12 protein-coding genes are annotated in these 16,331 nt (G+C 42.7%); 6 read left to right on the forward strand and 6 right to left on the reverse strand.

The features are described from left to right. Positions 1-209 precede the first annotated feature (209 nt). From V7L20_RS11800 to V7L20_RS11810, 3 genes are all read right to left on the reverse strand, one after another. On the reverse strand, positions 210-464 hold the full coding sequence (locus V7L20_RS11800; protein WP_334744261.1) for a hypothetical protein: 255 nt from the start codon (positions 462-464) through the stop codon (positions 210-212). A gap of 44 nt (positions 465-508) precedes the next feature. After that, positions 509-3,598: a phosphoenolpyruvate carboxylase gene (locus V7L20_RS11805; RefSeq protein WP_334744262.1), complete on the reverse strand. Its 3,090-nt coding sequence runs from the start codon at positions 3,596-3,598 to the stop codon at positions 509-511. 101 nt (positions 3,599-3,699) lie between these two features. Further along, positions 3,700-3,936 (reverse strand): hypothetical protein, encoded by a 237-nt coding sequence (locus V7L20_RS11810; RefSeq protein WP_334744263.1) that lies wholly within the window; start codon positions 3,934-3,936, stop codon positions 3,700-3,702. 487 nt (positions 3,937-4,423) lie between these two features. On the opposite strand from V7L20_RS11810, the gene V7L20_RS11815 reads away from it, so the two are divergent. From V7L20_RS11815 to V7L20_RS11840, 6 genes are all read left to right on the forward strand, one after another. After that, positions 4,424-7,438: a DUF1574 domain-containing protein gene (locus tag V7L20_RS11815; RefSeq protein ID WP_334744264.1), complete on the forward strand. Its 3,015-nt coding sequence runs from the start codon at positions 4,424-4,426 to the stop codon at positions 7,436-7,438. Between the two features lie 118 nt (positions 7,439-7,556). Then, a complete protein-coding gene (locus tag V7L20_RS11820) occupies positions 7,557-9,056 on the forward strand; it encodes an MBOAT family O-acyltransferase (RefSeq protein WP_334744265.1) in 1,500 nt (499 codons plus the stop codon). 341 nt (positions 9,057-9,397) lie between these two features. Beyond that, on the forward strand, positions 9,398-10,480 hold the full coding sequence (gene psbA, locus V7L20_RS11825) for a photosystem II q(b) protein (RefSeq protein WP_334744266.1): 1,083 nt from the start codon (positions 9,398-9,400) through the stop codon (positions 10,478-10,480). Between the two features lie 488 nt (positions 10,481-10,968). Then, positions 10,969-12,360 carry a malic enzyme-like NAD(P)-binding protein gene (locus tag V7L20_RS11830; protein WP_334744267.1) on the forward strand — a complete coding sequence of 464 codons (1,392 nt, stop codon included), beginning with the start codon at positions 10,969-10,971 and terminating at the stop codon, positions 12,358-12,360. A 341-nt stretch (positions 12,361-12,701) separates the two neighbouring features. After that, complete coding sequence (locus tag V7L20_RS11835) at positions 12,702-13,175, forward strand: hypothetical protein (protein WP_334744268.1); 474 nt, start codon at positions 12,702-12,704, stop codon at positions 13,173-13,175. 561 nt (positions 13,176-13,736) lie between these two features. Continuing rightward, the gene (locus V7L20_RS11840) at positions 13,737-14,387 is read left to right on the forward strand and encodes a Uma2 family endonuclease (RefSeq protein WP_334744269.1); all 651 of its coding nucleotides are present in this window, start codon (positions 13,737-13,739) and stop codon (positions 14,385-14,387) included. 73 nt (positions 14,388-14,460) lie between these two features. Here the strand turns inward: V7L20_RS11840 and V7L20_RS11845 are convergent, their stop codons facing one another. The 3 genes from V7L20_RS11845 to V7L20_RS11855 form a co-directional block, all read right to left on the reverse strand. Next, entirely contained in the window at positions 14,461-15,207 is a 747-nt protein-coding gene (locus V7L20_RS11845; RefSeq protein WP_334744270.1) for a creatininase family protein, read from the reverse strand. A 431-nt stretch (positions 15,208-15,638) separates the two neighbouring features. Beyond that, positions 15,639-15,911 carry a cupin domain-containing protein gene (locus V7L20_RS11850; protein WP_334744271.1) on the reverse strand — a complete coding sequence of 91 codons (273 nt, stop codon included), beginning with the start codon at positions 15,909-15,911 and terminating at the stop codon, positions 15,639-15,641. Positions 15,912-15,933: 22 nt separating this feature from the next. Next, entirely contained in the window at positions 15,934-16,293 is a 360-nt protein-coding gene (locus tag V7L20_RS11855) for a Mo-dependent nitrogenase C-terminal domain-containing protein (RefSeq protein ID WP_334744272.1), read from the reverse strand. Positions 16,294-16,331 lie beyond the last annotated feature (38 nt).

Here is a 16,331-nt window from a genome sequence, read left to right on the forward strand (position 1 = left end):
CCTCAAACTCATACCAATTTGAAAATCTGTAGAGAGCGATACGCTTGGGCTGAAGGGGTGACAAAGGGGCTTGCCGTGGACTACCGCAGAGGCGCAGAGGAAATAGAGAAAAAATGCTTAACCCAAGCGTATTGCTGTAGAGACGCGATGAATCGCGTCTTTACCCAAGGATGTGTTGCAATCATTAGTTGAATTGGTATGACATTAGACTAATCACGGGCTTGTCGCGTCGCCAAACCCCCAACAAATGCCCCTAAGATAGTGCCTGTCCATAGTCCTGTTGTGCTACCTTGCCATATTGCTCCTGGTGTCATCCAAGCGTTGCACATTTCCTTGAAACCCCAAGGTTGGTTTTGACATTTTTGGCTATGCAGCATTATGGTAATTTGCCCACTGGTGTAAGCACCAAAAAAACCTGCTAAGAGCGCTAAAAAAGTACAAACTAAAATTCTATTTTTTGTCATTAGTCATTAATCATTAATCATTTGTCATTTCTCCTCATTCCCCATCAACCTGTATTTCTCATCCCGGCTGCAATACCATTAATAGTTAACAATGCTCCTCGCAGTAACTCGCCTTTGCTGTAACGAGAATGAATTACTCCAGAAGTAGCAGTGGTATTTTGGGACTGCCGTAGGCGCTTGAGTAGTGAAACTTGGATAAATCCCAAGGGGACAATTGTGCCATTGCGTAACTGCACAGATCGTTGCAATACAGGATCGCCATCTAACAATCGATTGTGATCGGTGATTTTTAACACTAAATCCCTTGTGAGATAGAACTCGCTAGCAATTTGCTCAAAAACCTTGGCAAAACGAAGTTGATCTTCTGGTTTTGACAATTCTTGAACGTAATGATGTGCCATTTGCATATCTACTTTTGCCAAGGTCATCTCGGCCTTAGAAATCACCATCTTGAAGAACGGCCACTTAACGTAAAAGTAACGTAGCAATTTCAAATGTTCTTCTGGTTCTTCGTTCAAGAATTCTTGTAAAGCTGTGCCAACGCCATACCAAGAAGGAAGTAAAAAGCGAGTTTGTGTCCAACTAAATACCCAAGGAATAGCTCGCAGACTACTTAAATCTTTCTTACCAGATGGACGGCGGGCTGGACGGGAACTAATTTGTAGCTGGCTAATTTCTTCAATGGGAGTTACTTCGTGGAAGAAGTCAACAAAATCAGGTTGTTCGTAGATTAAAGCACGATAATGTTGACGCGATCGCACTGCTAATTCTTCCATAATCTCATTCCAGGGTTCTATATCATCAAACCCTGTCCGCAACAGACTAGCTTGAATTACAGCAGTAGTAATGGTTTCCATGTGGTATAGTGCCAAGTCTAGCAAGGAGTATTTAGAAGCCAAAACTTCTCCTTGTTCGGTAATTTTGATTCGCCCGTTGATACTATGACCTGGTTGAGCCAAAATCGCCTCGTAAGCAGGGCCCCCACCTCGTCCCACAGAACCGCCGCGTCCGTGGAAAATCCGCAAGTTTAGATCGTAGTTTTCTGCTATTTCTTGCAGTGATTTTTGAGCTTTATGAATTTCCCAATTACTACTTAAAAAACCAGAGTCTTTGTTGCTGTCAGAATACCCCAGCATTACTTCTTGTAAGTTGGGGGTGATGGAGGAGGAAGCAGGGAGGCAGGGGAGCAGGGGATCAGGTGAGGGTGAATTTTCATCTGTACCTTCTGCTTTTGTCTGTTCGTAACCACCAGCTAACAAAGCGCGATATAACGGCAGTTCAAACAGTTTCCGCATGACGCTTCTGGAGCGTTGTAAATCTTCTACTGTCTCAAATAGGGGGATAACTTGAATAGTTCCGACAGCAATGGCGGGATCAAAAAGTCTGGCTTCTTTGGCTAAAAGCAATACTTCCAGCACGTCGCTGACGTCGCGGCACATGCTGATAATGTAAGTTTGGCAGATATTTAGACCAAATTCTTGTTGGAGCGATCGCACGACGCGAAAGGTTTCAATTACATCGTTGGTTTTTTCGGAAAATGGCAATTCTCCTGGAATTAACGGCCTCCGGGTTTGCAGTTCTCCTGTAAGCCAAGCGACTCTTTGCTCCTCAGATAGTTGGTTGTAAGGTTGAGGTAATATTTGCAGGTATTCTAGTATCTCATTGAGTGCATCGGCATGGCGAGATGATTCTTGGCGAATATCTAGCTGTGTCAAGTTAAAACCAAAAATTTCTACCTGACAGATCAGATTTTCTAATTCTCGACAGCTTAAACCTGTTTCTGTCAAGTTGCGCTGAATCATCCGCAGTTCTGCTAAAAAATCGTCTCCCGAAAGATACAGGGGGCTATCTTGATTTTTTGGCGTTTCCCGATTGTACAAAGCTAGATTGCGATCACGAGTATTTTCTAGCCGTTTGAGCACATAAGCCAGTTTCAGCCGATAGGGTTCTTGCCGATAACGCAGCGCCAGTGCGTCATATACCTCATTCAACTGGGACTGATCCAATTCTAGAGATTCCAGTAAATCTGGTAAGACATCACTCCAGTGCATCGATACACTCAATAATTCAATCAGATTTTTCACTGACTGAATATATCTTCCTAGCACCATTTTGCGCTGATAGCAAGCTGTTTGCCAGGTAATTTCTGGTGTGACTGATGGGTTCCCATCCCTGTCTGAGCCTACCCAAGAACCGAAAGAGCAAAAGTTTTTACTCGGTGGTTCTAGCCAAGGAAAGGTATTAGATAACGTGTGTTTGAAACGTTTATAAAGTTGAGGAATGCCATCAAATAAAACTTCTTGGAAGTAGTGTAGAGTATAATCTACTTCATCTAGCACAGTGGGTTTGAACTGGTGAAGTTCGTCTGTACGCCACCAGAGGCGAATTTCTTCGAGCAATTGATCGCGGACATCTGCTGCTTCCCAAGCATATCCCTCACCTGTAGCACCAGAATGGTTTTCCAAGGTATCGAGTTTTTGCAAGAGTTGTACCACCTGGCGCTGCTTATCCCGGATAGTATGACGAACAATTTCCGTCGGGTGGGCTGTAAAAACTAAGCGCACATCCAGATGAGCAATTAAACGTTGAATTTGCTGGGGTGGTACATTCAGTTTAAATAAATAGGGAAATAAGGCAGCAAAAGTACCTTTTGGTTTGACTTGTGCTTTTTCTAGATAACTCTTTCTTAGGAAGTCTGCTGCTATTCCCCTGCTAACAGGCGCGTCATCTTCTCTTTGATTGGACGAATAGTTGGCATTTGATGGTGTTTCTGGCACTGTAGCCTCTGTTTCTGCCTCATAGCGACTCAATTGCTGCCGTTGTTCGTATTCCTGCTCTATGATGTTAATCAACTGAAAATACAGAGCGAAAGCACGAGCCGCACGAATTGCTTCGTTGATATTCAGTTGTTCAATCAATTTTACGGCTGAGGATGCTTGGTCATTTCTTGCTTGTCCTTCTGGTGAACATAAATCGCGTAACTGGCGCAATAAGTCTACCATGTTTTGACCGCATTCTTGCCTCAGAACTGACTCCCACAATTCTTCCACTACCTGGAGACGATGACGCAAAAATAATTCCGACACCGGGTATATATCCGCAGTTTGAGACGAAGAGTATAAAAGGGAACCCATATTCTCTATGTTGTAAAGCTAATTACTGTTTACGCTTCTAGGTTTTGCACTTAATGCTCACTGGGTTGTTCCTGAGCAAATAATTATTTGGTGTATATTTTCTAAGTTTGATTAGTTTCGCTATCCTCTGGGAAGTCGAGATTGGGTAAGCGATCGCCTCGCAATAATTCTTCACTGGCTTCCCCTATGGCTTCTAATGCTCTTACTGTAGTTTTTCCGGTAATGAGCAGCAGTAATATAGACGCTGTACCTATTTGTAAAAGAAAAGACTGGGGAATGTTAAAGAATTCCAGATTGGATGCGGGGTTAGTTGAGGATTGTTGGTAGGCAGGAGGCATTGCTAATTCTTGGTTGTAGGAATATGAGTCAAAAAAAGTTAGGAGTTAAGAGTTAGAAGTTAGGAGTTAGGAATTATGATTACTCCAAAGATCATCAAGAGACGGAGTTTAAATGAGATAAGCTTGTTGTTTGTTTCGCCCATCAGGGTCGTTAACAAAGTAGGACGCAAGTCGAGCTTTAAAGCACAAGTCATCAGCCAGTCATATAGAATTATTCTGACTCCTGCCTGACTCCTGTACAGACGTGATTAATCGCGTCTCTCCTAACTCCCAACTTCTTAATTCTGACTCCCTATTAGTAAAATAAACGCAAAACTCAACATTAGTCAGACTTGCAACCTGTACAAGACTATCTTGGCCGATTTTATGAGCTACGAAGGTAACAAAATTGTTAAAAAAGAACGTCAGAGTGTGGTAGACCTATGCTTCTAGTTTACAAGTGCAGGCACTATCCCCCAACAATCGCTTGTTGTAAAGTTAACTGAGCATGAAAACAGTATTACCAGATCGCCAGCAATCCTTAGTGCAGTGGGTAAGCCAAGCAACAGGGATCAACACTTTCGGGGTGAAAGTCCGGTTACGGGGAAATAACCTTCATATTCTTTGTGAAGGTACAGAATGTCCGCAGCGTTGGCATACTTTGTCTGACTTGCTGCAAGCACTACAGCAGACAGACTTGGATATTCTCACAAGCGACGAACAACCCTCAATATATCAAGTATTTGTCTATGGCCGAAGAAAAGGGGAACAGCGCCCTAATTGGTGCCATCGGGTTTACTTGAATCAAATAGATAAGCATCTGGAGCAGGTACAAGCGCTGCTAGAAGATTCGGAAAAATTAAAACAATCGGCTGGGGCGCTGATTGTCTCTAACGAAAGTTTGGCACGCCAAGGGAACCCAGAAGCGATCGCTCGGTATCTGAGCGAAACTCTGAGTACATTAGGTGTATCAGTACAGGCAAAGATTAAGCCATATAAGCCAAAGAACTCTCAGCCGGAAGAAAATCGCCTGTGGATATTTTGCCAGTCGAGCTATAGCCCTGATGCATCGTTGCTTGCTGAACCAATAGCACAGAAGTTGCGTTATCTCAAGCTTACCGGCTACCAAGATGCAGTAATTGTTTCCCAGGTGAGCGGCGAAACTGCCCCGGATTGGCTGCTGCGGGTGGATTTGACGCCACCAGAGGTAATGCTGAAGGAATGGGCGCGTTGGGGGGATATACAAGCGATCGCGCGATTATTAACTGAGGTATTGTCAGGGTTAAAAGTTGCTGTCCAAGCTTTTCTGAAAGAATCAACGCTACATATCTTTTGTAGCCCAGCTTTTGACCCTTTAGGAACTGCGCCAATCCCCGACAAGGAAGTGTGCTTAGAGGCAATTTTACCCCAGCTAGAAGCAATCGCACCTCAAGGTATTCTTGCCGCCACCATATACGGACAAAAAGCAGGCGACAATGAACCAACTTGGATTGATTGGGTAGCTCTACCTGCTACAAAATATCCCGCTTTTGCCACATCACCGCTAGATTTGGCAAATACTGGCGATCAACCAGCAATCATATTTTTACTGGAGCGTTTACTCAATCCTGACCTGGATTGGCGTTTATTGACAGGTGGAGTTCGCGTACTTCTGCTGAATAAAAATGATTTATTGCACATCATGTGTGATGCACCTGTTTGTCCAGCACGTCAACAAGTAGCAACTAAAGTTACGCAGTTTATCCGCCAGTTAAAAATTCCCGGTATTATGGGGGTACGTGTCTACGGTCGCCGGGCTGGGAATAAAGAGCCTTTTTGGAACTATGGCGTTGATATTGAACATCGCCAACGTTTAGTACCAGAAGCAACCCCAGAATTTGCTGCTACTTCTAAATACGTTAACGATCTAGTAACCTCTGAAACTAGTGAGCCAATTTTGCGCCCCGACTTAACAACAGAAGAAGTTCAAACTTTTGTCACAGAAGTCGCGCGAGATTGGATGACAACCGCGAGTGCAACCGCGAAAAAATTCCTGTTACAAAGCCAGCTATTTATCGAAAGCGATCAACGATCAGCAGAACAAAGCCGTGATGTTCAAGGACTTAAGGTTGCTTTAGTTTGGGGAACACTGGGATTATTACTTACCCTTCAAACTGATTGGGTGTTGGGTCGAATTATTGCAATTACTACACCTTCGCCAAAAGTCGCCAGTGTCTTACCTTCATCTTATTCTGGGCAAAAGGCATCTTTGATATCTGGGAAAACTCAGAGTGAGAAAACGACATCTTTTACCAGCACTTCCAAAACAAAATCTTCTCCAAATCAGAGTTCTGTATTTAATGCTTCTGAGTTTACTCAAACTGATGATACCCCGACAACTAATTTGGCAGCCGCACCATTGAAAGAAAAAGCAACCGCTACTGCTATTCTTTTAGCAGCGCGATCGCAGATGCCAAGTTTCAATGTCAGGCAGTTAGACGAGCAACTAGCACTGTATAAACAGCGTTTAGCTAGAACTGGTACTCCGCCAGATGTGTTGATTATTGGCTCCTCCCGCGCCCTTAGAGGAATAGATCCAGCAGCACTTTCTAAAGCTTTAGCGACTCAGGGCTATCCAAATCTTGATGTATTTAACTTTGGGATCAACGGTGCTACGGCACAAGTTGTAGATTTTGTGATTCGCCACGTACTGGAACCATCAGAGCTGCCTAAAGTAATTATCTGGGCAGATGGGGCCCGTGCTTTTAACGGTGGACGCGAAGATATTACCTTTAAATCCATCACTGCATCGGCTGGTTATAAACAGGCATTCCAAAAAGCCCCAACAAATGCCAATAACAGCGATTCGTCTGAAAATACGGTAAATTCGGCAGGAGAAGAAAAGATAAAAGAAGAAAAACCGGAAATTAGCGCATATCAAGCTGTGAATCAGTCGTTAAATCAGGCTTTAGCATCTCTTTCTGCTAGCTACTCAAACCGTGACCAAATAATAAGTTTACTGCAAAAACTAATGCTTATAATTGGTCGCAATCAGACAGTTGCATCACAAAGACAGCTAACAGACGGTACTTCTGATGAAAGTACTTCCCAGCAAGCAGTTGATTTTGATGGCTTTCTACCTTTGTCAATTCGCTTCAATCCTGCTAGATACTATCAAAAACATTCTAAAGTTCCCGGGAATTACGACAACGACTATAAATCTTTCCAAATAGAAGGACAGCAAGATGCTGCCTTTCAGGAAGTGCTTCAGTTTGCCCAGTCTCACAAAATTTCCTTAGTGTTTGTTAATATGCCTCTGACAGAAGATTATTTAGATCCAGTGCGTAGACAATATGAGCAACAATTTCAGCAATATATGTTGCGTCTAGCTATTAGTCCGAGCTTTATTTATCGAGATTTGAGCCAACAGTGGCCAAAAGCAAATGATTACTTCTCCGATCCCAGCCACCTCAACCGCTTTGGAGCATACGAAGTCTCGAAAAAGCTGGCTAACGATCCGATGATTCCCTGGCCAGTGAAGTAGGGGACAAGGGGACAAAGGGACAAAAGGACAAAAGTTAGAACTTGCAACAAATCTTTCCCAGCCCAATGCCCCATTCCCAATGCCCAATGACAAATGACAAATGACAAATAACTAAAAAATGAACTTTATATCAATTTTTTATGGGCTGTTCTTGTTGAGTGTCCTAGGAATTTATTGGTCTTTAGCACAACAAAAATTGCGATTGTGGACGCTGCTAATTGCCAGTTTGGTTTTCTACGCATCTTTGCAGATGCAGTACATACCATTACTATTAGCATTGACGTATGTTAATTTTCGTGTGGGGCTAGAGATTGGGAAAAATACCTCACCAGGAAAACATTCTCTTGACTGGCAAATTTCTAATGAAGAGTGGCAATTTGCCCAAGGTGACTGGAATCGCCGCCGTTTAAAAGTTTTGTGGTTGGGAATATTTCTAAATGTTTTACTGTTATTAGGTTATAAATATTTTACCCCTTTATTCAAGTTTGTTTTTAATGTGCAAACAAACTCACCGGATAGCTCTTTTAAATTAATTGCACCTTTGGGAATTTCATTTTTTACCTTTGAATGCATTGCCTATTTAATAGATATTTATCGCGGTGCCCCTGCTACTGAGCAGTTTCTCAAATTTGCTACCTACAAATTATTCTTCGTAAAACTGATTTCAGGGCCGATTACGCGCTACCACAACTTAGCCAATCAATTCAATACCCTAGACTTACCCAATAGCGATAGAGTTGCTGAGGCGCTGTGGTTGATTGCTAGAGGCGCAGTCAAAAAAGGTATTTTTGCAGACCACCTTGGTATTTTCGTCGATTTATGTTTTGGTAATCTACAACGGGCAGGTAGTACCGATCTGTGGTTAGCTACATTTGCCTACGGTTTGCAATTATATCTAGATTTCAATGGTTACGTAGACATCGCCCGTGGTAGTGCGATGCTTTTCGGCTTGGTTCTACCTGAGAATTTCGATTTTCCTTACTTCAGTACCAATATTTCAGAATTTTGGCGGCGTTGGCATATCACTCTAGGAGATTGGCTACGTAACTATGTCTACTTTCCTTTAGGTGGTTCCCGTCGGGGTTTAGTCCGTACCTGCTGGAATTTATTTATTGTGATGTTAATCGCTGGTATCTGGCACGGTGCTGCTTTGGGTTATGTAGTTTGGGGCATATTCCACGGATTAGCCTTGGTGGTTCATCGACTTACAGATACTATGAGCGATCGCTTTGAAAATCTAGAACAATTCTGGCAAAATCCTCTGGGTATCTTTGTCGCTTGGTTATTAACTCAACTGATGGTTTTTACCTCTTGGATTTGGTTCCGCCTACCCAACCTCCAAGACTCTTCTTTAGTAATTCGGCATCTTTGGGGTTATCCGGCTGACGCGCAGTTTGCCCAAAAGGTCTATGTAGAAGCCTTAAATATAAGCCAATACCAACTCGCTTGGGTACTTATAGCTTTAGCTGCCCTTATGGCTGTAGTCTATACCTTCAATAGAATACTGAAGTTAGAGTTTAACTGGCCTCTAAAGCTTGTATTCGTCCCCCTATGTTTCTACGCTGTTTGGTTATTAGCTCCTGAAGGCAGTTTGCCCTATATATACTTTGATTTTTAATAAAAAATAAGACAACTTACAACTTATTATTTCTTTACAAATCAACAAAACTCAAAATTTTTCTCATCGGCTTTTTGTAAAGGAATGTAAAGAAAGTTAGCTAGGCGATCGCGTCATAGTTAGTTTGGTCTTGAAACAGCTTACAAAGCCTCAATCCATTACTTTTACGACTATTGTTTACAGTAGGAAAACTTTACAGTTCGATGAGCTTGTTCAAGATTTATATTACAGAATGTTAAGCAAAACATCATCTCCAAGTAAATTCATGTAGACTATATTTCAATAGGCAAAAAAGAAATTTGCTTGTTCCATTTTTAACAACCCATAGCACTTATAAAACAATGACCACAACCTTACAACGGCGCTCTGACGCTAACGTATGGGATCGCTTCTGCGAGTGGATCACCAGCACTGACAACCGGATTTACATTGGTTGGTTTGGTGTACTAATGATCCCAACCCTGCTAGCTGCTACTGTTTGCTTCGTAATAGCCTTCATCGCAGCACCTCCAGTAGACATCGATGGTATCCGCGAACCGGTTGCAGGTTCCTTGATCTACGGAAACAACATCATCTCTGGTGCAGTTGTTCCTTCTTCTAACGCTATCGGCTTGCACTTCTACCCCATTTGGGAAGCAGCTTCCTTAGATGAGTGGTTGTACAACGGTGGGCCTTACCAGTTGGTAATTTTCCACTTCTTGATTGGTTGCGCTTGCTACCTGGGTCGTCAGTGGGAACTTTCTTACCGCTTAGGTATGCGTCCTTGGATTTGCGTAGCTTACAGCGCACCTTTAGCTTCTGCTACCGCAGTATTCTTGATCTACCCAATCGGTCAAGGTTCATTCTCTGATGGTATGCCTTTGGGTATCTCTGGAACCTTCAACTTCATGATTGTGTTCCAAGCAGAACACAACATCTTGATGCACCCCTTCCATATGTTAGGTGTGGCTGGTGTGTTCGGCGGTTCCTTGTTCTCTGCAATGCACGGTTCCTTGGTTACCTCTTCTTTGGTTCGTGAAACCACTGAAACCGAGTCACAAAACTACGGTTACAAGTTCGGTCAAGAAGAAGAAACCTACAACATCGTTGCAGCCCACGGCTACTTCGGTCGTTTGATCTTCCAATACGCTTCCTTCAATAACAGCCGTTCACTGCACTTCTTCCTCGCAGCATGGCCTGTCGTCGGTATCTGGTTCACCGCTTTGGGTATCAGCACGATGGCATTTAACTTGAACGGTTTCAACTTCAACCAATCAGTGATTGACTCTCAAGGTCGCGTCATCAGCACCTGGGCAGACGTAATCAACCGGGCAAACCTGGGTATGGAAGTAATGCACGAGCGTAACGCTCACAACTTCCCCCTAGACTTAGCTGCTGGTGAAGTTACTCCTGTTGCTTTGACTGCTCCTGCTATCAACGGTTAATTCTGAAGATTTAGCTGAATAAAAAGCGCCCTCCAGAAATGGGGGGCGCTTTTTTGTTGTAATTATTTTAAAACGGAATTTTGTTCTATTTCCCATTTGCATAGACGCCCTTTCGGCGGCTTGTAGAAGACATCGCACTCCACTATGTTAAATTCAAGCTACAACTCCTGCGGATGAGGAATTAGGTAATGGCTGCTTCTGTGGAACATGGCTTAAATAATAGCGTTTTATATAAAAATTTACATAGATAAAATTTTAAAAAATATCTGGTGTATTTGGGTACAATTACTAAATTGTTACTCCTTTATATTAGTAAATGCATTGGTATAAATAAAAATAATTATCAAAACTGTGAGTAGTGAGTAAACTAACTACTGACGATTATTTTCAAAATTAAGATTCATTGTATTTCCACTGACTATAAATCTCAGATTTTAGTTTTTGTCTCAATTCAATATAAAATCTAAAACTTAAAATCCAAAATCAACATGGCAGACCTAACTCCTAATTCTAGTTTTAGTTTGACACTACGCTTGCAGATTCCCAATCGTGTGGGGATGTTGGCATCGGTAACCCAGGCGATCGCAACTACTGGCGGTAATCTCGGTCAAATTGATTTAATCGAGCAAACCCGCAAAGAATCCACCCGCGATCTGACTGTGGATGCTGCTAGTACCGAACATGCTGAAACCATTGTGCAAGCAGTAAAAGCATTGCCAGACATCAAGTTACTTAGCGTCTACGATCGCACCTTTAATCTGCATCGCGGTGGCAAAATCAGCATTACCAGCAGAATTCCCTTAAGAAGTGTGTCTGATTTAGCAATGGCTTACACGCCTGGAGTTGGTCGGATCTGTACAGCGATCGCTCAAGATCCAGAGGAAGTTTACAAATTAACCATCAAACAAAATACTGTTGCCATTGTTACCGATGGTAGTGCCGTTTTGGGATTGGGAAATCTTGGCCCAGCAGCCGCCTTACCGGTAATGGAAGGCAAAGCAATGCTATTTAAGGAATTTGCGGGGCTGGATGCTTTTCCCATTTGTCTCGCCACCCAAGATACAGAAGAAATTATCCAAGCAGTCAAGAATATTGCGCCAGTTTTTGGGGGTGTGAATTTAGAGGATATCGCTGCACCTCGCTGCTTTGAAATTGAAAAAAGATTGCGCCAAGAGTTAGATATCCCCGTTTTTCATGACGACCAGCACGGTACAGCAATTGTCACCTTAGCAGCATTGTTTAATTCTTTGAAACTGGTACATAAATCAATAGCCCAAATCCGCATCGTGATTAATGGTGCTGGGGCGGCTGGAGTGGCGATCGCTCGGTTACTCCGTAAAGCTGGGGCAGAAAAAATCTGGATGTGCGACTCTAAAGGGATTATCTCTACCAGTCGTAGCGATTTGACAGAAGAAAAACTCGAATTTGCCGTGAAAGCTCAGGGTACATTAGCGGGTGCAATGCAAGGGGCAGATGTATTTATTGGTGTCAGCGCACCGGGAGTTTTGACACCAGAAATGGTGCATTCGATGGCAAAAGACCCAATTGTGTTTGCAATGGCAAATCCGATTCCAGAGATTCAGCCAGAATTAATCAGTAAAGATGTTGCTGTGATCGCTACTGGTCGCAGTGATTACCCGAATCAAATCAATAACGTTTTAGCTTTTCCTGGGGTATTCCGTGGTGCTTTAGATTGTCGGGCCCAGGCAATTACCACCACAATGTATCTGGAAGCCGCAAGTGCGATCGCCTCCTTAGTCAAGCCTTTAGACTTGGATCGGGAACATATTATTCCTTCAGTCTTTGATGAGCGCGTCGCCACTGCTGTTGCTGCTGCTGTACAACAAGCAGCGCGTGAAGAAGGTATCGCTCGGAATTAATTAACTAAAAGAATGACTCTTGTGGGATGGGTGTCTCGCCCGTCCCGGAACTTTTTTCCTGCAATCAATGTAAGTATCTTCATGTAGTCGCCATCACCGCTCGGTCTAAAATTGGACAGCGCCTAACTGGAGGTCGCATCTATGCATACGACCTACAATTTACTTTGGCTGACTAAAAGCCGCAAATGCAACAAGCATTATGCTCAAACTCCTCTCCCACACTCAGCATCAGCTACTTTGGGTTAGGGAGGATCAAGTCTTATAGCGAATTGCAACCGTATTGATTTTGGTTGTATATGTGGGCACTCTAGATTAAAGAAACTTACTGGAGAGTGATTTCTATGTCCACGACCCCAATTAGTGCAACATTCGCACAAACAGACAGAGATGCTGTGTTGCAAGCCATTACCACCATTAAAGAAAAGCTACCATTTTTGGTTGATTTGAGTTCCGACGATCGCAAGACTTTACCCAAGATGGGCGATAAGAGTCGGGCGTTTGTCAGCAAAGCATTAGAGGTGGCGGCGCAGAATCCAGAATTTTTACCGCGATCATTCGACTTGGAAGAGATGCGGAAGGATGTGCAATTATTTGAGGCGTTGTATCCGGTGTTGTTGTCGTTGACGCAGTTACAAGAGTTGGTAGATGATACATTTCTTGCAGTCGGTAGTGAAGCTTACGCAGCTGCGTTGCAGGTGTATAACTATGCCAAAGCCAGTGGACAGGGCGCGGGTTTAGATGCAGTGGTAGTAGAAATGGGACAACGATTTGCTCGTAAACCTGGAAAATCCAAGTCTCAAAAAGTAGCGTTGTAAAAAATAGCTCAGTACTTGCACTTAAAAGGTGCAGCGTTGAAGCTCAGAATTTGAATGTTGGAGTTAAAAGCACGACATTTCAAGTTCTGAGCTTCATTTTTTTAGTTTAAAAGCTCAACGTTCGAGCAAAAAGGTGCAACTTCCCAGTTAAAAGGCTCAACGTTCGAGTAAAAAGGTGCAACTTCCCAGTTAAAAGGCTCAACGTTCCAGCAAAAAGGTGCAACTTCCGAGTTAAAAGGCTCAACGTTCCAGCAAAAAGGTGCAACTTCCGAGTTAAAAGGCTCAACGTTCCAGCAAAAAGGTGCAACTTCCGAGTTCAGAGGCTCAACGTTCGAGTAAAAAGGTGCAACTTCCGAGTTCAGAGGCTCAACGCTCGAGCAAAAAGGCGCAACTTCCGAGTTCAGAGGCTCAACGTTCGAGCAAAAAGGTCAAACTTCCCAGTTCAGAAGCTCAAACATCCCTTCAGAACTCGAACATTTGGCTTCAGAGGTTAAAGAGTCGAGCTAGAAGTTTAGAATTTAAGTTACAAGAGATATAGATTACTGGCAGAAGGGTTAGGCAATGAGTGAAACTCAGACCCACTTACCGACAGATACATGGATTTGTGCTTCTTGGCAAGAGTATGAGCAAGCGATCGCCAACTTGCTCAACGAGAAGGCAAAGAGTTACTACTATAAGGGGCACATGAGGCTGGAGATGGCACCAGTTAGTTTTGATCATGGTAAAGACCATGTTGTAATTATTTTTGCAGTGACTCTATTTGCAGCACTTAAAGGCATTCCAGCCACAGGTTTAAACACAACCACCTTTCGTAAAACTGGAGTTCAGGACTGTCAGCCCGATGTGGCGTATTATCTCAGAGAACGCGCCCAAACTATCCCAGCAGGTACAGGAATTGTCAACCTTGATCGCTATCCTGTACCAGATTTGGTGATTGAGATTGCGAAAACATCGCTGCTGGATGACTTGGGTACAAAGCGATCGCTCTATGAAGAATTGGGTATTGCTGAATATTGGGTAGTAGATGTGCAAAATGCCCAAATCATCGCCTATACTATGGCAGATCAGGGTAGTAAACGTATTCAAGAATCACAAGTATTGCCTGGTTTGGCGATGTCTACTTTAGAGGAAGCTTTACGCCGTAGCCGTGAAATAAATCAATCTGAAGTTGGAACTTGGTTATTGAGCCAGTTTCAGCAAAAGGAGAATTAAGCATAACCTTCTTAAGATATTTTGTGCAGAGACGCAATTTTACTCGCATCTCTACAATCTCTTTCCATGACTTTTACTCAGCGTTCACAAATTCCAAATACCCATTGCTAAGTTCTTTCACCGCCAAGTCATAAAATTGCTTACCATGTTCAGGCGTTGCTAAAGCCGGATTTGATCCCATACGTCCATCTGGATAACGCACTCGAAAGTCAGCTGCGCTATAAATCCTGTGTCCACTTGCAACTTCTGGTGAAAGGGGTGCTTGCTTAATCGCCTCTGGATAAACGTACTGAGTGAGGGCTACTTCACTTGGGGTTGCATGAGAACCTTCTTGATCCCCATATAGTTCTTTAGCAAGTTTATATACAGAACCGCACATAAACCAGTTTGCTACTTGACATTGCACATGTTGAGCATTGGGAATCTGCAAATCTTCTAAATGCGCGTAAGTTTCGGAAAAAGCCGCTTTCAGGGTGGCGATATTACCGCCATGTCCGTTAATAAAGTAGAACTTGCTAAAACCAGCTTTGGCTAAACAAGTTACATAATCTCGCACTACTTGAATTAAAGTGCTGGGACGCAGACTGATTGAGCCAGGAAAAGCAGTATGGTGCAGTGCCATGCCCACATTGATTGTAGGGCCAATGATCGCGCCAGTTGCATCACCTACACCAGCTGCGATCGCTTCTGCACAAATGGCATCAGTACCAATTAACCCTGTTGGCCCATGTTGTTCTGTAGAACCAATAGGGAAAATAATCCCCTTTGACTGCTGTAAATAAGCTTCGACTTCTTGCCAAGTACTTAAATGTAGTAACATTTTTAATGAATTTCCTCAATAAAATTGCGGTGAGACGAAACCTTTTTCTGTGAAACTCCCACTAACATGATTATGAACTCTCTGGATTTTCTCTGGTGGCGATCGCCATGATAAATTTCAATAAGAAGATCCCCGACTTATTAAAATAGTCGGGGATCAATGGCTCTGACATTTTCAGTTATCAGCCACCAATCTGGTAATAATTTTTTGCAAACTTGCAGAGAGTGCAACTATTTATTTCTATGAATATTGTTTATGGGATGGAATAGCAAGGAGTTTCGACAGATATGGATATAAGCAATTTACCGATTCTGCCACTTTATCCTACGACAATCGCTGTCAATCTCTGCATAATACAAATCTAAATTTTCTTATGAGATGTTTTCTTCAGGATCATCAACTAAATAATGGGGATCAATCTTTTCTGTAGATTAATCAAATAAATAATGTTTTTTCACATCCCTTGTAATTTCCCAGGTGCAGGACATGCCAGCAGGAAAAGTCACCAAATCGCCTTTACCCATTTGCACTGGCTGTCCACCATCAGGAGTAACAACAACATCACCTTCCAAAAAGTAGCAAATTTCTTGAGAATCATAAGTCCAAGGAAATTTGGAAACTTCCTTTTTCCAAATTCCCCATTTAGAGACACCCAATTCATTGAGGCGTTCTTGCCTGGGTTGATGCTCAATTTTAATTTCCATCTTGTGTTTTCTCTAGTTGTGTTCAGCAGTAGGATTGAATATCCTCTCCACACTGATCTACTAAATAACACAAAGCTCTAAAACGCAAGTAGACAAGTTCGTTATAAAGCGGATTAAGTTTGCACATTGGCGGAATGTGCCCTATTTTGCGACCAAAAAGCATGAGATCGCGCTCGAATGGACACTGGGCAGGAATCATTTTAGCAATAAATTTGGCTAATTTCTGATTCTCAATCTCAAATTTGTCCAGCCATTGACGTAATGGTTGTAGTAAATCTAATTTAGGTCTAGCAAATCGCTTTTTACTACCTATTTGATTCTTTTCTTCTAAGGGACCAACAAAAACAGGCAGAAAAATACGTTGATTAAGTGTTTTAAGCATAGTGGTAGGCAAGGTTTTCCTTGTGTAGATGAACTATT

It is taken from the genome of Nostoc sp., assembly GCF_036916735.1.
GTDB lineage: Bacteria > Cyanobacteriota > Cyanobacteriia > Cyanobacteriales > Nostocaceae > Nostoc.

Excerpts from the sequence above, each read along its gene's own strand:
- V7L20_RS11800 (WP_334744261.1), bottom strand. The coding sequence starts at position 464 with ATGACAAAAAATAGAATTTTAGTTTGTACTTTTTTAGCGCTCTTAGCA.
- V7L20_RS11805 (WP_334744262.1), bottom strand. The coding sequence starts at position 3,598 with ATGGGTTCCCTTTTATACTCTTCGTCTCAAACTGCGGATATATACCCG.
- V7L20_RS11810 (WP_334744263.1), bottom strand. The coding sequence starts at position 3,936 with ATGCCTCCTGCCTACCAACAATCCTCAACTAACCCCGCATCCAATCTG.
- V7L20_RS11815 (WP_334744264.1), top strand. The coding sequence starts at position 4,424 with ATGAAAACAGTATTACCAGATCGCCAGCAATCCTTAGTGCAGTGGGTA.
- V7L20_RS11820 (WP_334744265.1), top strand. The coding sequence starts at position 7,557 with ATGAACTTTATATCAATTTTTTATGGGCTGTTCTTGTTGAGTGTCCTA.
- psbA (WP_334744266.1), top strand. The coding sequence starts at position 9,398 with ATGACCACAACCTTACAACGGCGCTCTGACGCTAACGTATGGGATCGC.
- V7L20_RS11830 (WP_334744267.1), top strand. The coding sequence starts at position 10,969 with ATGGCAGACCTAACTCCTAATTCTAGTTTTAGTTTGACACTACGCTTG.
- V7L20_RS11835 (WP_334744268.1), top strand. The coding sequence starts at position 12,702 with ATGTCCACGACCCCAATTAGTGCAACATTCGCACAAACAGACAGAGAT.
- V7L20_RS11840 (WP_334744269.1), top strand. The coding sequence starts at position 13,737 with ATGAGTGAAACTCAGACCCACTTACCGACAGATACATGGATTTGTGCT.
- V7L20_RS11845 (WP_334744270.1), bottom strand. The coding sequence starts at position 15,207 with ATGTTACTACATTTAAGTACTTGGCAAGAAGTCGAAGCTTATTTACAG.
- V7L20_RS11850 (WP_334744271.1), bottom strand. The coding sequence starts at position 15,911 with ATGGAAATTAAAATTGAGCATCAACCCAGGCAAGAACGCCTCAATGAA.
- V7L20_RS11855 (WP_334744272.1), bottom strand. The coding sequence starts at position 16,293 with ATGCTTAAAACACTTAATCAACGTATTTTTCTGCCTGTTTTTGTTGGT.